Raw genomic sequence first — 15,972 nt, 5'->3', positions numbered from 1 at the left:
CTTTTTTAAAAGATGTTTTACCCCCTGTATGCTTAAAGAATGCCAGCCATTCTTTAAGCATTTTTTTATACGAAGTGTTATGAAGTGCAAATAATTCAAACGAGAAATAGGAGTGGATGGAATGGAGATGGAGAGTTTTCCAGAACTAACTACAAATCGCTTAAGATTAAGAGAATTAAGAGAAGGTGATGCTCCTGTGTTATTGTCGATATTTTCGAATCCTCACACGATGAAATATTACGGAAGTGAGCAAATGGGCGGTCTTGAAGAAGTAGAAGGAATGTTGATGAGCTTTAAGAAAGGATTTGAGCAAAGGCAGGCGATGCGATTTGGAATAGAGGTGAGAGAGAGGGGAGAATTGATTGGTACTTGTGGCTTTCATAATTGGGCTAAGCGAGTCAATCGCATTGAAATGGGTTATGAATTAAAACAAACTGAAGAAGGAAAGGGGTATATGACGGAAGCTTTATCAGCCATCATTCCCTTTGCCTTTCAGCAGTTAGATATGAATCGTATTGGTGCATTGATTCATCCAAATAATGCATCATCGAGGAAACTTATAACCAAACTGGGATTCCAACAAGAAGGACTATTGCGTGATTATGTTCTCGTTGGTGGAGAGTATATGAATCTGATCATGTATTCTTTATTAAAAAGGGAATGGGAATCTTCTCGTGCGTAATATCTGAATAAAATCATGCAGCTACATAGTAATCAAATATCTTCTCGTTATAATACTGGTGAAAACAGTCGGGCGAAAGATTCTTTTGTGCGGTGCTTAAGTCCACGCTTACTATAAGATTCTTTTGTCACGCTGACTGAATCATTCAAATCATTTTGATAAGCTGCTACAAGGTCATGAACCGTTTTTGATTGAAATAGAAACATATTCACTTCGAAATTTAAATTCAATGAACGCATATCCATATTTGCTGTGCCGATTGTGGCCAGATCATCATCAACAATCATAATTTTTTGATGGAGAAATCCTTTTCGATACATATAGATTTCTACCCCATAATCAAGAAGCTCTGAGAAGTAGGATCTTGTTCCGTATTGGGTAAGAAAGCCGTCACTTACTTCAGGAACAATAAGTCTCACTTCAATACCTCTCATAGAAGCCATGGCTAGAGCAGTACGGATGGCTTTGTTTGGAACAAAGTAAGGAGTAGCAATCCAAACTCTATTTTTTGCAGAAGTTATCAGACTGAAATATAGATCTGACATAGCGCCTCGTTTTGTATCTGGCCCACTAGCCACAAGCTGAGAACCACCATCACCTTCGACATCATATGTTTCGAGGTACTTGTCATTTAGGAGTTCCTCACTACACATATAGGACCAATCCATTAAGAAAACGCCATGGAGGGCAGAAAGCACCTCTCCTTTAACAAGTAGGTGAGAATCACGCCAGAACCCCATTTGATTCATATCTCCAGCATACTCGTCACCGATATTTAAGCCACCTACAAAACCGACTTTACCATCAATGACAATGATCTTTCGATGATTTCGAAAATTTATGGTTTGATTGACGAATCCATATTTAATTGGGAGAAATTGCTGTACACTTGCACCAGCTTCCCTTAGGGCTGTTTTAGAAGCTCTTGAAAGGTTATGGCTTCCGATTGAATCATAAAGAACCCTTACCTCCACGCCTTCTTTGGCTTTATTAACGAGTAGGTCGATGATCGAGAGTCCGAGTTCATCAGAACGAAATGTATAATATTCCATATGTATGTACGTTTCAGCTTTTTGAATTTCATGTTTAATCGCCGTAAACGTCTCTCTACCATTTAGCAAGAGGTCCGTTGTGGATCGCATACTAATAGGACTTGCAACCATCGTGGCAATAAGGTTTGAGAAATTTTGGTTTCGCTCACTTAGGTCATGCCATTTTTCAGAAGCTGGAAAGTTTACGTACTTCTTGAAAAATTCAAGGCCGTTCGTACGTTTTTCTTTAAATAAATGTCCTTTTACTTCCAGTTGACCAGAAAATAAGAAGAAAACATAACCTACAATGGGAAAGAAGATTAATACGTATATCCATAAAAGCGATTTGTATGGAGATCTACCTTCTAGTAAAAGTACGAATAAAATAGAAACTAGAATGGCTACATAAAGAATACCTGCAGCCCATTTCCATGTTGGTGATAGCGATGTGAACAAGATGATCGAAAGTGAAGTTGTCATTAGAAGAAAGAAAATGATTTGTCTTGCTTGTTTCATAATATAGCCCACCTCATTTGAATTTGACCAAAAAAAGTAAGGGCATAGCCCTTACTCCGCATGTTTTGATTTCCGTTTAAGACGATATCTTCCCCATAAGTCTACAAGTTGATCACCAATTTCAGTTAACTGTGAATCTCTTGCTTCACGCTGCGGATTTGGCGTGTTTTTAATTGATGAAACAAGGTCTTTAAAGGGTTCAGGTGTGCCTTTGGCAACTTGAATAACGCCTTGAACGGTTTCTTTTTTCGATTGGATGCCTTCAGAAATGGTTGTAGTGGTCGCTGTTAATTGATTTGTTTCCTCAGTGATTTTATCTACTTTTTCTTGAAACCTTGCTGCAGTCTCGGATAAATCATTTAAAGATTTTTTGGTTTCTTTGAAATTTTGAAGGGCTATGTATCCCAGGTAAATAAGTGAAAGAACTACGATTGCAATACTAATGTAAACGATAACCATATGATAACCTCCTACTCGCGATTATAGTTAATGTTACCTTACCCTTAACATGATATGTGCAAACAATTTGATGAAAAAGAGCTGAGTATAAGCAGAATTTATTTATTAAATACAAAAAAATGAGTTGTATGAGTTCGTATATAACTGAAAATTAAGTAGAAAGTTGAAACGTTTTGCAGTAGCTATTCGTAATAGTTAATTAGAAGGAGAGATGAAAATGAATCGATACTCAATAGAAGAATTTATTCAATCAACAGAACAAAAAGATAAAGGGGAAGGATTTTTCGAGTTAGAAACGCCAAGAATGTTAGAAGTTAATCTCGCTGGGCGTGTGTGGGCGAAATCTGGTGCTATGATTACTTACAACGGTCAGATTAAATTCGAGAGAGAGGGAATTCTTGAACACGGCCTCGGGAAGATGTTTAAAAAAGCCCTTACAGGTGAGGGAGCTTCATTAATGAAAGCTGAGGGAAATGGCAAGTTATATCTGGCGGATTCTGGGAAGAAGATTTCCATCCTACATTTGCAACATGGTGAATCAATTAGCGTAAATGGAAACGATCTACTCGCATTTGAAGATGGTATCCAGTGGGATATCAAAATGATGAAACGAATTACTGGAATGATGGCAGGTGGATTATTTAATGTCACTTGTCAGGGTCCGGGAATGGTTGCGATTACAAGCCATTATGAACCACTTACAATCCGAGTAACTCCGGGAAAACCAGTCATTACAGATCCTAATGCAACGGTTGCCTGGTCAGGTCAATTGCAGCCGAATTTTCAAACGGATGTGTCGCTGAAATCCTTCTTTGGAAGAGGAAGTGGTGAATCGGTTCAAATGAGATTTGAAGGAGAAGGGTTTGTTGTCGTTCAACCATTTGAAGAAGTATATATGCAAAACAATCAGGGGTAACGTATGGTTTTCTCATTGAATGAACATGAAGAACAGTTAGGTGTCAAATTACTTGATGGAAGACCTTACTATCTTTCAATCGAAGGTGTAGAAAAACTCAAGCGTAGTCCTGAGTTTGATTTGTTACTTGATCGATTAAATGTTGCTCTAGATTCAAAAGAGGTTCATCACTGTACGGTAACGGTAGAAGCATCTTCCGAATTAAAAATACAGGTGCTAGAAAATAATTTTTTTGCTTTAAAGTCTGAGTCCATCGAGTACTATAAAAGTTTTCAAATGGAAAAAATGCATTTTAATCACAATAGTAGTATTACTTACAAGCTAGTTGATGAGAGGGATATCAAACTCTTTCTTGAAATGTGGCAAGCATGTTCAGAGGGATCACTTAATGCTCCTTCCGCTCACCCTATCGAAATGCAGTATGAAGCGATGAAGCAAGAAATTGGTGAGCAGTACAAATCTAGCTGCTATTCTGTGTATTGGAATAAAAACCTCTTAGGCGTAGTTATTCCAATTATTGAACCGGGCACGGAAGAAGAAGGTAGACTATTTTACATGGGTGTATTGCCCCAGCAGCGTGGGAAAGGATTCGGAAAGCAATTACATCAACTAGGTTTGTTTCTTTTGCAAGAAAAAGGCGCGACTTATTATATAGGTAGTACAGGTGTAGAAAACAAACCAATGCAGCAAATATTTCAATATAATGACTGTCATCCAATTTTTCATGCAGTTACGTATACAAAAGCGAGTTCAGAAGTGCGAAACTTATCATAATATGCTGAAGGAAGTAAAATATTCCTATTGAAATTAATAGAATTTTCATTATAATCATACAAAAGGGTTCTTTACGAAGGAGAGTGCATGTATGATTCGTTTTGAAAAAGGCAACCTTCTTAAAAGTGACTGTACTGTAATTGCACATCAATGCGACTGTTTTAATGCAATGGATGTTGGCATTGCAAAATCGGTAAAAGAAACGTACCCTGAAGCCGCTAAAGCAGATGAAGACTTTCCGTTTTCTCCGAAGAAGAAGTTAGGTAAATGCTCGTTTGCTTTAAGTCGAGATAATAAGCGTATTATTGCTAATCTGTATGGACAGTATAAGCCAGCTGGACTTCAAACCAATTATCCCGCCTGGTTGAAATCATTTGAACACATGATAAAAGAACTGAAACCATTTGAGGAAAAGGGATTTAAAATCAAAATCGGTTGTGGCATTGACAAAGACGATTTAATCAATGTCAAAAAGTCTCTTGAGAAACTTTCGAAGAAATATGAGAAACCGATCCATGTTTACTATTCTTAATTTAAACGCTCCCAATTTTGGGAGCGTTTTTTTGTTGGTTAAGAGCTAGTAATAGTAAGATAGAATCAAAAATGTAAAAAGAAACCATTTTCCCGTTTATCTATTAAGGGAGGTGGAATACAACAAGTGTAGCGCAAGATGTAAAAAAATTACTAGAGGAGGATTTTTTAAATGGCTAACAATAGTAATGACAAAATGAGCAGAGAAGAAGCGGGACGTAAAGGTGGCAAAAAAACATCAAGAGAACATAACAAAGAGTTTTATCAGGATATTGGAGAAAAAGGTGGAGAAAAAACAGCAAAAGAGCATGATCAAGAGTTCTATCAAGAGATAGGAGAAAAGGGCGGTAATAAAACGGCTCAAGAGCATGATAAAGAATTCTTCGAGGAAATTGGAGAAAAGGGTGGTAAGAAAACCGCTCGAGAACACGATAAAGAGTTTTATCAAGAAATTGGAGAAAAAGGTGGAAACCAAACATCCAAAAATCAAGATAAAGAATTCTATGAGGAAATTGGGAAAAAGGGTGGAAAAAAGAGCGGCGGAAACAAATAGAAACAGTAAAGAGCGAAGGGATTTCCCTTCGTTCTTTTTAATGAAATCCTATTTGAAATCTACATAAAGAAGCCCTCCGTAAGCTACGAAGGGCTTCTTTATGTAGATTAAAATGAGCGTTCTTCTTCAACTTCATGCTGTTCATTTAAAATCAATAAGCGACTTGGAGAATCTCCTTTAGCCATTTCCTCTGCTTTTTCAATAGCTGTTGAGCGCATATCGTAGAGGTCTGTTGGAGCGACGTCCTCAATTTTAACGTACCAACCTGTTACATCTTTATTTGGTGCTACTGTAAATTCCTTCATGAATAAATCCTCCTTTAAGCTGTGTATAAGGAACAATTCCCATCATATGTAGTGATAAAACCTGCTTTTAAGAGAATTAAAAAAAACCAGCGCATTGACGCTGGTTTTACTGTGGACGTGAAATTATGTAGAAACCAATAACAAAAGCAATTGGAACGATCCAAACCATAAAGGCAAGTGCCCATACAGTGAAACGGTTCCATTCTTTTTCCTTAACAGCCAAGAGCAGACCCTCCACATCATAAGTTTAGTTTCATTATAACATGGACATACCTAAATTATGTGTAAACGCTTGAAATTCTTGAAAAATCAAGATACAAATCGAATGGTTAAGGGGTAGCGATATAAAGTGCCCTGATTCGACTTGACCGATGCAATCACAATAAAGATAAGGTGCATGACAAGTAAAATAGGGAGAAGGATAAGCCCTATAAGGACTAGACTTAAGATCCCAGCAATGACTAGATAGAGTGTCATACTTATTTGGAAGTTAATGGACTCTTTTCCTTGATCATCGATAAACGGTTCATCTTCTCTTTTAATTGACCAGAGGATGATTGGAGCAATAATATGTCCCAGAGGGATTAAATAACCACTCAATGCAGAGAGATGAACATACATAGCCCATTGTCTTATTGTTTGATCAGGAACCGTTACGTCTTTATTGTCCATCTCAATACCTCCCTATATAGCTCATCTATGATCAGCATATTACTCATTATTTTGAGATATGCCTTTAATAGTGTAGGTAACAAAAAAAGGAACCACCTTTGGTTCCTTTAATTGGAATTGTAGTTGATGTGATAAGATGTCCGCTTACCCATTCAGTAAGCGTATTACGAACTTCTGTGAGCATAGTTGACGCATTGATTGGATCACTTTACTATCAAATTCCCCCATTTATATATTGGATAAACAGTACAAATGAACTTGGCAAAGAGATGATGATATACTTGTGCTATGTAAATATATAAAGGATGAGTGTCATGAAAACAATAACAATCGATGAAGTTTTGGAAAGAAAGATGCTCTTATTAGATGTTCGTACACCGGCAGAATATGAAAAGTTTCATATCCCAGGTGCTGTGAACCTACCTATTTTCTCTAATGAAGAAAGAGAAATTGTCGGAACAACATATAAGCAAAAAGGAACTGAAGCAGCGAAGGAATTAGGGATTTCTCTTGTTTCGCCTTTACTTCCTGAGTTTTATAAACGAGCGAAGGAAATAACAAAAGGTGAAGAATTTGCTATTTACTGCTGGCGAGGCGGAATGAGAAGTAAAAGTTTGACAGTTATTTTTGACATGATGGGACTGCCGTGCCGACAGCTAGAAGGAGGTATTCGTTCCTACAGACAAAAAGTGACGGCTGGTTTAGAATACTTTGCGAATCAGACGACACCCTATCTTGTTTTGGAAGGACTAACCGGTACATCTAAAACTGAAATACTTAATGATTTAGAAGAGAAGGGCTATCCTGTTCTTGATCTTGAGGGACTTGCAGCTCATCGAGGTTCTGTATTTGGAAGAGTTGATTTGCCTGAAAGAAGTCAAAAAGAATTTGAAGCCATGCTGTACCATAGATTAGGAGAAATTGGAGAAACGTCTTATTACATCATTGAATCTGAAAGTAAGCGACTTGGAAATATTATCATTCCAGAGTTTATTTTAGAAGGCAAACAAAAAGGGACGCGTATACAAGTCCACGCCCCGCTTTCTTATCGAATTCGTACGATCTTAAATACGTATCATCCTGAACATCATCACGAAGAAATCACAGGAGCTATTAACAAAATTGAGAAGCGATTTTCGAATGAAGACAAAGAAGTGATTGCCGATGCTCTTGCTGAGAATGACTATGCCTTGATTGTTGAACGGCTCCTGATTTATTATTATGATCCTCGTTATGAATACAAAGCATATGAGAACGAAGGTAACATTATTAACCTAACGTATGATTCACTTGAGGAAGGAACTAAACTTGTCCAGAATGAAGTAGATCGCTTCGAGATTAAGCTTCGATCAGAAGGCGAGAAAGTTTCGCTTTAATGGATTTTCTTTCTTCAGGAAGCTGTTCATTGTTATACCGTTCAATAAGGTCATCAATGCGTTTAAAATACAAGTGACTTACCCACGCGACATAGCTTCTGTAAACGGGCGACTTTAGAAAATGAATCAACATATTGTCGTCGGGGCCAAAGTAGTATGTTTTATCATCAAAGAAGGTGGAAAAGCGTCTGAAGGATAATTTGGTGAATGAGTTGTCCAATTCAAATCGAAATTTATTAAGGGCATCTGGAATCAAACGGATTGTGAACACATCATCACTATCAAACATTTCCTTAGGCGTGGGTAAGATTAAATAGGGATAGTCTCGATCATCAAGGGCAATGAAGAAATCCTCAGGCGTCTCGTGGCAGCTAGGCACTCGTTTGACGGTTGTTTCAACAATCAATTGATAGACTGAATCATTCATAAGATATCCTCCCTTTGTAATCTATCATCATTGTTACCGTACTAGTAAACTTGTATACCCCTTTGTCGAAAAGTAGTTATTACAATCTATTATCCAACCTCTAAAAAAATTCCTCTATTTCAAATATTACAAATATTTTTAAGAACCTTATATGAATGATAATTTCCTGAGTCGTTAATCAGTTAGAAAAAAATAAAATTTGGATGAGCAAAAGACTTGAAAGTCAAAGATAGTCAAATTATAATATAGTTACAAGGTCAAAGATAGTCAAAGTCAAAGCGAGTATCTTTTACCTTTTATCTTAATTTCATAAAATGTACGTTATATATATTATAAGGAGGCCATCATATGCTTTGTGATCATTGTCAACAAAATCAAGCATCGGTTCAACTTAATGTCCAGATGAATCAGAATAAGAAACAAGTACACCTTTGTAGTACGTGTTACGCAAAAGTGATGAATGGTCAAACTGCATCATCACCAAAGGGTCAAATGGATGAGTTCTTTCAATCCTTTATGAACCAATCAGGTCAACATGGATTTAACGCACAGCAGGAGGGTCCGCAAACCGAGTTTGGAAATGGAAAAGGTGGTTTACTTGATGACTTGGGACGAAATCTTTCTGACGCCGCAAAAGCTGGATTAATTGATCCGGTTATCGGGAGAGAGAATGAAGTATCGAGAGTGATTGAGACGTTAAATCGCCGAAATAAAAACAACCCAGTCTTGATTGGGGAAGCTGGTGTCGGGAAGACAGCCATAGCGGAAGGCCTTGCTCTTCGGATAACAGAGGGCAATGTCCCTTCTAAGCTAAAAAACAAAGAAATTTATTTACTTGATGTAGCTTCACTCGTTTCAAACACAGGTGTGCGTGGTCAATTTGAAGAGCGGATGAAACAGTTAATTTCTGAGCTTCAAAGTAGAAAGAATGTTATTTTGTTCGTGGATGAACTACATCAAATCGTTGGAGCTGGATCTGCTGAAGGCTCAATGGATGCAGGTAACATTTTGAAACCAGCGTTAGCTAGAGGTGAACTTCAGTTAATTGGGGCAACCACTCTTAAAGAGTATCGCCAAATTGAGAAAGACGCAGCGCTTGAGCGTCGCTTCCAACCAGTTATGGTTAATGAGCCAACTGTAGATGAAGCCATTGAAATTCTGAAAGGTTTGCAGTCTAAGTATGAAGACTATCATGAAGTCAAGTACACAGATGAAGCCATTAAAGCATGTGTAACATTGTCTAATCGTTTCATTCAAGACCGCTTCTTACCAGATAAAGCAATCGACTTAATGGATGAAGCAGGAGCAAAATTGAACCTAACGTTTGCAGAGTCTAGCCACGATGAAATTCAGCAACGTCTAACAGAAATAGCTGCTGAAAAAAATAAAGCAGCCGAAGCAGAAGATTATGAGCGTGCTGCCAAGTTAAGAACTGAAGAATTACAGCTTGAGGAGCAGCTCGAGCAATCGCTGAAAAATAAATCAAGTGTGAATCATTTAGTGTCTCTTGAAGAGATTCAACACATTATAGAAGGAAAAACAGGTATTCCAGTACGGAAACTTCGCGAAGATGAACAAACGAAAATGAAAAATCTTGCGGATCGACTTAATGCGAAAGTAATTGGTCAGGAAGATGCCGTAAATAGAGTCGCTAAAGCAATTCGCAGAAGTCGTGCCGGATTGAAACGTCAAAATCGCCCAATAGGCTCCTTCTTATTCGTTGGACCAACAGGAGTCGGTAAAACAGAGCTATCCCGATCACTTGCAGAAGAAATGTTTGGTGATCGTGAAGCCATGATCCGTCTTGATATGAGTGAGTATATGGAGAAACACTCTGTATCTAAGTTAATCGGCTCGCCTCCTGGTTATGTTGGTCATGAAGAGGCTGGGCAATTAACCGAGCGAGTAAGGCGTAAGCCATATAGCATCATATTAATTGATGAAGTTGAAAAAGCTCATCCTGATGTCCAAAATATGTTCCTACAAATTCTTGATGATGGGCGTTTAACTGATAGTCAAGGTAGAACTGTTAGCTTTAAAGATACGGTTATTATTATGACAAGTAATGCTGGAACATCAGAGCGCAGAATTACAGTTGGTTTTGAATCAGCTGAAAGCTACACGGATGTGATGGAGAGTCTTGGTGGTTACTTTAGACCTGAGTTCTTGAATCGATTTGATGGAATTATTCCATTTAAATCACTCGAACAATCCAGTCTCGTTACAATCGTTGATTTAATGATTGAAGATTTGGATGAGAGTCTCGAGGAACAGAATATTTCTCTGACAATTAGCGATGAAGCGAAAGAGAAGTTAGCCTCACTTGGCTATAATCCGCAGTTTGGTGCGCGACCACTTCGCAGAGTGATCGAAGAACATGTTGAAGATGGTATTGCCGATATACTAGTGGATGAAGGAGAGCTTCAGTTAGTTACAGTTGAAGTTGTAGAAGATAAACTCGTCGTATCTAAAGAAAAATAAGTCGCATTCTTGAAAGTCGTTCCAATGGAGCGGCTTTCTTTTTTATTAGCTATAATAGCTTATATTGCTGAAATCTCGATTTTTGGTTCATTCGCGAGTGAATTCAAAAAAAGAGAAGAAAAAACTTTGTTTCTATGGATCTTTTTGTTACTTTTTTACAAAAAGAGGGAAGGTATAATTATGGTATCCTGACTGTACTTTTTCTATAGCGTTGTCGAATGGTAAAGTATTGTGACTTGTTTTGTATTTATAGGTCGAAAAGTCAGAATATTAGTTAAAATTAGTCTTCAAATCTGCTACGTTAGATAAGGAAGGTCAGGAAAGACTTCTCTACTATTTCATAAAGGAGCGAGAACAAAATGGAACTGGATCAACTAGAAATGAACCAGACGTTACAAGAAAGTCAGCCAGAAGGAAAGACAATTCCATATTTAACAGCATTGATTGGATGGAGTCTTCCCGCAATTGAGGCCTGTGACAAGTTGAATCGGCCTTTTGTAGTGGTTGGTCCTCCTGATTTTAAGGATTATGCCGAGAAGCATGACATCACTTTCGTAGGTTGGGAGTTTGATAGATTGAATGAAGGATCAGACAAACTCTATAAGCAACTTAAAGCTTTAGGCGCAGAGGTTGCTGTCCCCCTTTATGAAGAGTGTGTGGAATGGGCAGGAGCTCTGAATTCTCGCTTTAGAGAAGAGCCTAGATTATTTAACCGTTCTCTATTGTTAAGAGATAAAGGAATGATGAAACGAAAGGCACAGATGGCTGGTATTAAAGTAGGTGTTTTCGAAGAAGCAAGAGATAAAGAAGATGTAAAGCGCTTTCTTAAAAGGGTCAACGATGCTCTTTTGAAAGTGGATGGAGATAAATACGAGCCGATTCATTGTAAGCCTTTAGATAAGGCTGGTTCAGTAGGACATCGAGCCATCGATGATCCTGCAGATATTGACGCATTAACAGATACTGATTTTCCTTTATTAATGGAAAGTCATTTGGACGGGCAGGAATTCTCATGTGAGGTTTTTGTACATGGTGGAAAAATTCAATTTCTTAATATAACAGAATACGTAAAACTTGGGTACTCAAATTTTGTTCCACCTTCTCCTTCTCTTGAAGAGAAGCGTCCCGTTATCCGCAAAGCGATTGAACAATTAATCGAAGCGTTCGAAGTGGAGAACGGCGTGATTCATCCTGAGTATTTCATTATGCCTGATGGCACACTTCACTTCGGAGAAGTAGCTGCTAGAGTACCAGGTGGCCATATTTTTGATCTAATTGAACGCGCTTACGGTTTTAGTGCTTATGAAGCTCAAATTCTATGTAGTGATCCAAATACGACTGAAGAAGAGTTAAGGAAATTCTTTCCCGGCGAAGATGAAGCTATGGGGTATGCGGGTTGTTTAATGGTACATCCACATGTGAATTACATTGAAGAGTTAAATATTCCTGAAGAGCTTGAGGAACATCAATTCTTTGAGAAGCATGACATGTTTACTCCTCCACAGGGGAAAGTAGCTGAGCGGGTCGGTTTCGGTAATCATTATGGGACTATTTTCTTCTTCGGAGATGACAGTGCGGAGATAACGCGGTTACTTGTAGACTACGAAAAATATGATTTCTATCTGTAGATAATTATTTTTACCATAAAGGAGAATTTAGCATGCCATCTGAAGTAACAGAAGGAAAGATTGCAAGGTTTTCCAGATCACTCACTCGTCTTGAAGAAGCACCATCCTATGCGAAATCTCGCTATCAGACAGACGTTTTCCAGGAAGCGAATCGGCTTTTGGAAACCGATGAAGGTCTTGAGTATCTATATCAATACGCGCAACGTTTTGATGAAGCGGGCGTATTCCAGGATGGACCGTGGGAAGATCCCTCTAAGCTCCAGCCGCCTCTTGTTGCAGGATCACTTCAAGCAAAGGGTCTTCCTTACGTGATCGAAATGCTTAGCGATCTGCGTATGCTTGCGATTGCGGAAGGGAAGGGAAGTCATCCAAAGGTCTCACAAGAAATGGCGATGGACTTCTTAAACGAAGTTATGGCGTTAAATCTAGATATCCTTTTCCCAAATGCTTCAGAAGCTTCCCGAATAGAGGAGAAGGAGAATACGATTGAAACACAGAGGCTGTTTCAATTTATATCACAGTATCTCTCTTCAAGTGCTCTATCAGAAACACTGATCTATGAGATTGAACGTTTAACAGCTCAACGACCAATTACGGTTAAAAGAACAGTTTCCATGATTAAAATGGCTAAGGAAATGTTGAGGTCAGAAACCAGTGAAGAGCAGCGGTCTACTCTTGAAGGATACGTGGCTTCGATTGAAGGGCCTTCTGAATTAAGTCACACTTATCAGTTGCCGAATGAATACCGTAAACAACTGATGGGACTATCAACAGAGGAGCTTCGAAGAGAAAGTGAGTTACTCGGTCTTTCTATGAGAAAAACCGGTCTTTGTTCTCCACACCATAGTGTGCTTGCTCGCTTCTTAAGTCGAAAATCACCTCACCTTCTACCTGTACTACTTCAATTAACTGGGAAGGGAAAGGCGAATCTTGAAGAACATGGGGAGCTTATTCATCAGCTCATTAAAGTTGCGCTATTTCCATCTACTTGCCAATCCGTCTATGGATTAGCATTGTTATTAGAGAGAGGGGTGCTTTCGGCTTCTCCTGTTATGCCTGGATTAAGACGTATGATTGAGCTAGATATACGTCCAGAAGTTCGAAGCGCATTATTCAATACAGTTGGAGAAGGTGAAGGGTTAACGGCTAATAGCATTTTGCTTGCAGGTGTCATTAGCGTCCTTGGACAGCCGCTTGGTGTTGGTCAAGGACTTAATCCAACATGTCAAGCGGCAAGAGGAATAAGCTTATGGGCTCAGCATGCTCCTGGCTATCTACTTGAGATCATTCCAAGAGCTGCAAGAGATGGTGACATTGATATGGTGTTTGAAGGTGTTCAAATTCATTCGAAAGATCTTCACGGTGGTCTCGCTCCTGATCTTCACCCAGAGCTTGACCCGGTGTCGCTTGTGCTCGTTCCACATCTCGATCGAATATACAGTGAGATGATGAGCAGAGTAGCGCTAAGAGGAGAAGATGGACATCGCTGGGTCAACCCTGCTTTTTATGGAAATTGGGTTCAAAAAGGCTTTAGTACCGTTATCGAGCCGATTACTGGCAGCGTAACAGACTATCCTGGTTTCGTCAGATTGTTTTATGCGACGCATCATCCTGAATACAACGATGAATACGAATTAATATATCCGAATCCTGTTGGAATCTTCATTACGAATGTTCATGGAAAAATGCTTGGGTTCCATGCTGTTTCGATCCAAAGAATCGCAAAGAGTCCCGATGGAGAGTATCGCGTTTATTTTTATAATCCTAATAATGATGGTTCCCAGAATTGGGGGCAGGGAATTGAATCCACTGTTATGGGAAAAGGGGAGCTTTCAGGAGAAAGCTCGCTACCATTTGAAGAATTTACATCGCGTTTATATGCATTTCATTATAATCCTTATGAACAAGGAGATGCGTATGCGGTTGAAGCCGAGCACATCTCAATTGTGAAATCACTCGCGATAGATAGCTGGGGACACGAGTATACTTGGCTAAGTAAATAAGAGGTTATATATAACGGTTTTTGGGGAAAATTATAAGCAGAGGTGCCAGGGATATCATTTGTTTCCTGGCGCTTTTTTTGATTAACTTAACTTGTCATATTGAATTGACAAGCTTGATATAAGAAGGAGGAAATAGAGTGATTGAACACGTTGTTTTATTTAAATTCAGTGAAGAAACGACCATGGATCAGAAAGAAGAGGGCATGAGAAGATTAATTCAAGTGAAGGAGAAAATTCCTGGAATCATTGATATTCAAGCAGGAAATAACTTCACTGATCGTAGTCAAGGCTTCGAAAGTGCTCTAACGGTTCGGTTTGAATCAAAAGAAGCGCTAGAAGCATATGGTCCACACCCGGCGCATCAAGAAGTAGTCGCATACTTGAAAGAGGTTGGAATGAGAGATGTCCTTGCACTAGATTTCGAATGTCTATAAATATGGAAAGGAGCTTTTACATATGAAAGGATTTGTTCACGGCAATGAAGCAGGTCAAAAAGGGCTATCGCTTAAAGATCATATTGTTGAGTCGGAGCCTCGCAAAGGTGAAGTGAAGATTAAACTAAAGGCAGCGGGGTTAAATCATAGAGATTTATTTATACCAGATCGTCACGATCCGAAAGATCCAGACGTTATTCTTGGTTCAGACGGTGCCGGTGTTGTTGTTGCAGTTGGTGAAGGCGTTAATGAGATTCATGAAGGTGATGAAGTGATCATTAACCCGGGTCTTGGTTGGGAAAAGAATTCTCCTGTTCCTCCAGCTGGATTTCAAATTGTAGGTTTTCCAGGTGATGGTACATTTGCTGAAACGATCGTTGTTCCAGCTGAAAATGCTGTGAAAAAGCCAGAAAACCTTACTTTTGAAGAAGCATCTGTCATAGGTTTGGCCGGATTAACGGCGTATCGTTCATTATTTACAAGAGGCCAACTTCGAAGAGGACAAACTGTTTTTATTCCTGGAATTGGTGGAGGCGTAGCAACGTTCTTGCTTAAGTTTGCGAAAGCGGCTGGTGCGAGAGTGATTGTTAGTTCCAGAAGTGAATCTAAGCGAAAGGCCGCTCTTCGACTTGGTGCGGATCGAGCTCTTGCCGATGAAGAGGATTGGACTGAAGCAGCTGAGGATGAAAGCATTGATTTGGTTATTGAAAGTGTTGGTGCCGCTACGTTCAATCGATCTCTCGGAGTACTGAAAAAGGGTGGAACCATTGTTATTTTCGGCTCTTCAACAGGGGATACAATTGAATTTGACTTGCGCTCATTTTTCTATGGCCAATATAACTTGCTTGGCTCAACGATGGGAAGCGCTGAGGAATTCCTAGAGATGGTATCTTTCGTAAATGAACATTCTATCAAGCCAATTATGGATGAAGTCTATTCTTTTGACGATATTCAAAAGGCTTTTGCTCATTTGAGTGATAGTTCCCAATTCGGGAAAATTTCATTAAGTATGAGGTAGTGTTTTTTGAAATATTCATAGAAAAAAGGAAGCCGTTTGGGTAGTGCACCCCGGAAGTTAGAGTTAAAAAACTAACTTCCGGGGTGTTTTTGTATGTCAAAGTATAGTGAGAATTTTAAATTAGAAGTTGTGATGGAGTATCTTCAAGGGTCTCTAGGATACCCTT

At 38.9% G+C, this 15,972-nt stretch carries 16 protein-coding genes; 11 read left to right on the top strand and 5 right to left on the bottom strand.

What is annotated here, in order from left to right; translation table 11 throughout:
* Window positions 1-121 precede the first annotated feature (121 nt).
* The gene (locus tag ABVF21_RS17920) at window positions 122-682 is read left to right on the top strand and encodes a GNAT family N-acetyltransferase (RefSeq protein ID WP_371018705.1); all 561 of its coding nucleotides are present in this window, start codon (window positions 122-124) and stop codon (window positions 680-682) included.
* A 47-nt stretch (window positions 683-729) separates the two neighbouring features.
* Here the strand turns inward: ABVF21_RS17920 and cls are convergent, their stop codons facing one another.
* Window positions 730-2,229 carry a cardiolipin synthase gene (gene cls, locus ABVF21_RS17915; protein ID WP_371018704.1) on the bottom strand — a complete coding sequence of 500 codons (1,500 nt, stop codon included), beginning with the start codon at window positions 2,227-2,229 and terminating at the stop codon, window positions 730-732.
* A gap of 51 nt (window positions 2,230-2,280) precedes the next feature.
* Window positions 2,281-2,688, bottom strand: coding sequence for a DUF948 domain-containing protein (locus tag ABVF21_RS17910; RefSeq protein ID WP_303533036.1), 408 nt, complete (start codon window positions 2,686-2,688; stop codon window positions 2,281-2,283).
* 217 nt (window positions 2,689-2,905) lie between these two features.
* Here ABVF21_RS17910 and ABVF21_RS17905 point away from each other — a divergent pair, with 217 nt between their 5' ends.
* From ABVF21_RS17905 to ABVF21_RS17890, 4 genes are all read left to right on the top strand, one after another.
* The gene (locus ABVF21_RS17905; RefSeq protein ID WP_283152995.1) at window positions 2,906-3,604 is read left to right on the top strand and encodes an AIM24 family protein; all 699 of its coding nucleotides are present in this window, start codon (window positions 2,906-2,908) and stop codon (window positions 3,602-3,604) included.
* Between the two features lie 3 nt (window positions 3,605-3,607).
* Entirely contained in the window at window positions 3,608-4,378 is a 771-nt protein-coding gene (locus tag ABVF21_RS17900) for a GNAT family N-acetyltransferase (protein ID WP_303533032.1), read from the top strand.
* A 91-nt stretch (window positions 4,379-4,469) separates the two neighbouring features.
* Window positions 4,470-4,910: a hypothetical protein gene (locus ABVF21_RS17895; RefSeq protein WP_194220215.1), complete on the top strand. Its 441-nt coding sequence runs from the start codon at window positions 4,470-4,472 to the stop codon at window positions 4,908-4,910.
* A gap of 171 nt (window positions 4,911-5,081) precedes the next feature.
* Window positions 5,082-5,462, top strand: a complete 381-nt coding sequence (locus tag ABVF21_RS17890) for a KGG domain-containing protein (RefSeq protein WP_194220214.1) — start codon at window positions 5,082-5,084, stop codon at window positions 5,460-5,462.
* A 107-nt stretch (window positions 5,463-5,569) separates the two neighbouring features.
* Here ABVF21_RS17890 and ABVF21_RS17885 read toward each other — a convergent pair whose 3' ends face one another.
* Together ABVF21_RS17885 and ABVF21_RS17880 are read right to left on the bottom strand one after the other, a co-directional pair.
* A complete protein-coding gene (locus ABVF21_RS17885) occupies window positions 5,570-5,767 on the bottom strand; it encodes a DUF2188 domain-containing protein (protein WP_194220213.1) in 198 nt (65 codons plus the stop codon).
* A gap of 309 nt (window positions 5,768-6,076) precedes the next feature.
* On the bottom strand, window positions 6,077-6,439 hold the full coding sequence (locus tag ABVF21_RS17880; protein WP_303533028.1) for a DUF4870 domain-containing protein: 363 nt from the start codon (window positions 6,437-6,439) through the stop codon (window positions 6,077-6,079).
* Window positions 6,440-6,753: 314 nt separating this feature from the next.
* Between ABVF21_RS17880 and mnmH the strand changes: the two genes are divergently transcribed.
* Entirely contained in the window at window positions 6,754-7,815 is a 1,062-nt protein-coding gene (mnmH, locus tag ABVF21_RS17875) for a tRNA 2-selenouridine(34) synthase MnmH (RefSeq protein ID WP_371018703.1), read from the top strand.
* Here the strand turns inward: mnmH and ABVF21_RS17870 are convergent.
* Window positions 7,778-8,242, bottom strand: a complete 465-nt coding sequence (locus tag ABVF21_RS17870; protein WP_303533022.1) for a hypothetical protein — start codon at window positions 8,240-8,242, stop codon at window positions 7,778-7,780. The two genes, mnmH and ABVF21_RS17870, sit on opposite strands and share 38 nt — an antisense overlap.
* A gap of 348 nt (window positions 8,243-8,590) precedes the next feature.
* Between ABVF21_RS17870 and ABVF21_RS17865 the strand changes: the two genes are divergently transcribed.
* From ABVF21_RS17865 to ABVF21_RS17845, 5 genes are all read left to right on the top strand, one after another.
* Window positions 8,591-10,723 (top strand): ATP-dependent Clp protease ATP-binding subunit, encoded by a 2,133-nt coding sequence (locus tag ABVF21_RS17865; RefSeq protein WP_303533020.1) that lies wholly within the window; start codon window positions 8,591-8,593, stop codon window positions 10,721-10,723.
* Between the two features lie 359 nt (window positions 10,724-11,082).
* Entirely contained in the window at window positions 11,083-12,351 is a 1,269-nt protein-coding gene (locus ABVF21_RS17860; protein ID WP_303533018.1) for an ATP-grasp domain-containing protein, read from the top strand.
* A gap of 32 nt (window positions 12,352-12,383) precedes the next feature.
* Window positions 12,384-14,354, top strand: coding sequence for a hypothetical protein (locus tag ABVF21_RS17855; RefSeq protein WP_303533016.1), 1,971 nt, complete (start codon window positions 12,384-12,386; stop codon window positions 14,352-14,354).
* 137 nt (window positions 14,355-14,491) lie between these two features.
* Window positions 14,492-14,788, top strand: coding sequence for a Dabb family protein (locus ABVF21_RS17850; RefSeq protein WP_303533015.1), 297 nt, complete (start codon window positions 14,492-14,494; stop codon window positions 14,786-14,788).
* Between the two features lie 22 nt (window positions 14,789-14,810).
* The gene (locus ABVF21_RS17845; RefSeq protein ID WP_371018702.1) at window positions 14,811-15,806 is read left to right on the top strand and encodes a zinc-binding dehydrogenase; all 996 of its coding nucleotides are present in this window, start codon (window positions 14,811-14,813) and stop codon (window positions 15,804-15,806) included.
* Window positions 15,807-15,972: the final 166 nt, after the last annotated feature.

The sequence above is a fragment of the Pseudalkalibacillus sp. JSM 102089 genome (assembly GCF_041366475.1).
Classification (GTDB): Bacteria; Bacillota; Bacilli; order Bacillales; family Guptibacillaceae; genus Guptibacillus; species Guptibacillus hwajinpoensis_B.
The sequence above is the reverse complement of the archived record's forward strand: the minus strand, read 5'-3'. Positions and strand labels throughout refer to the sequence as shown.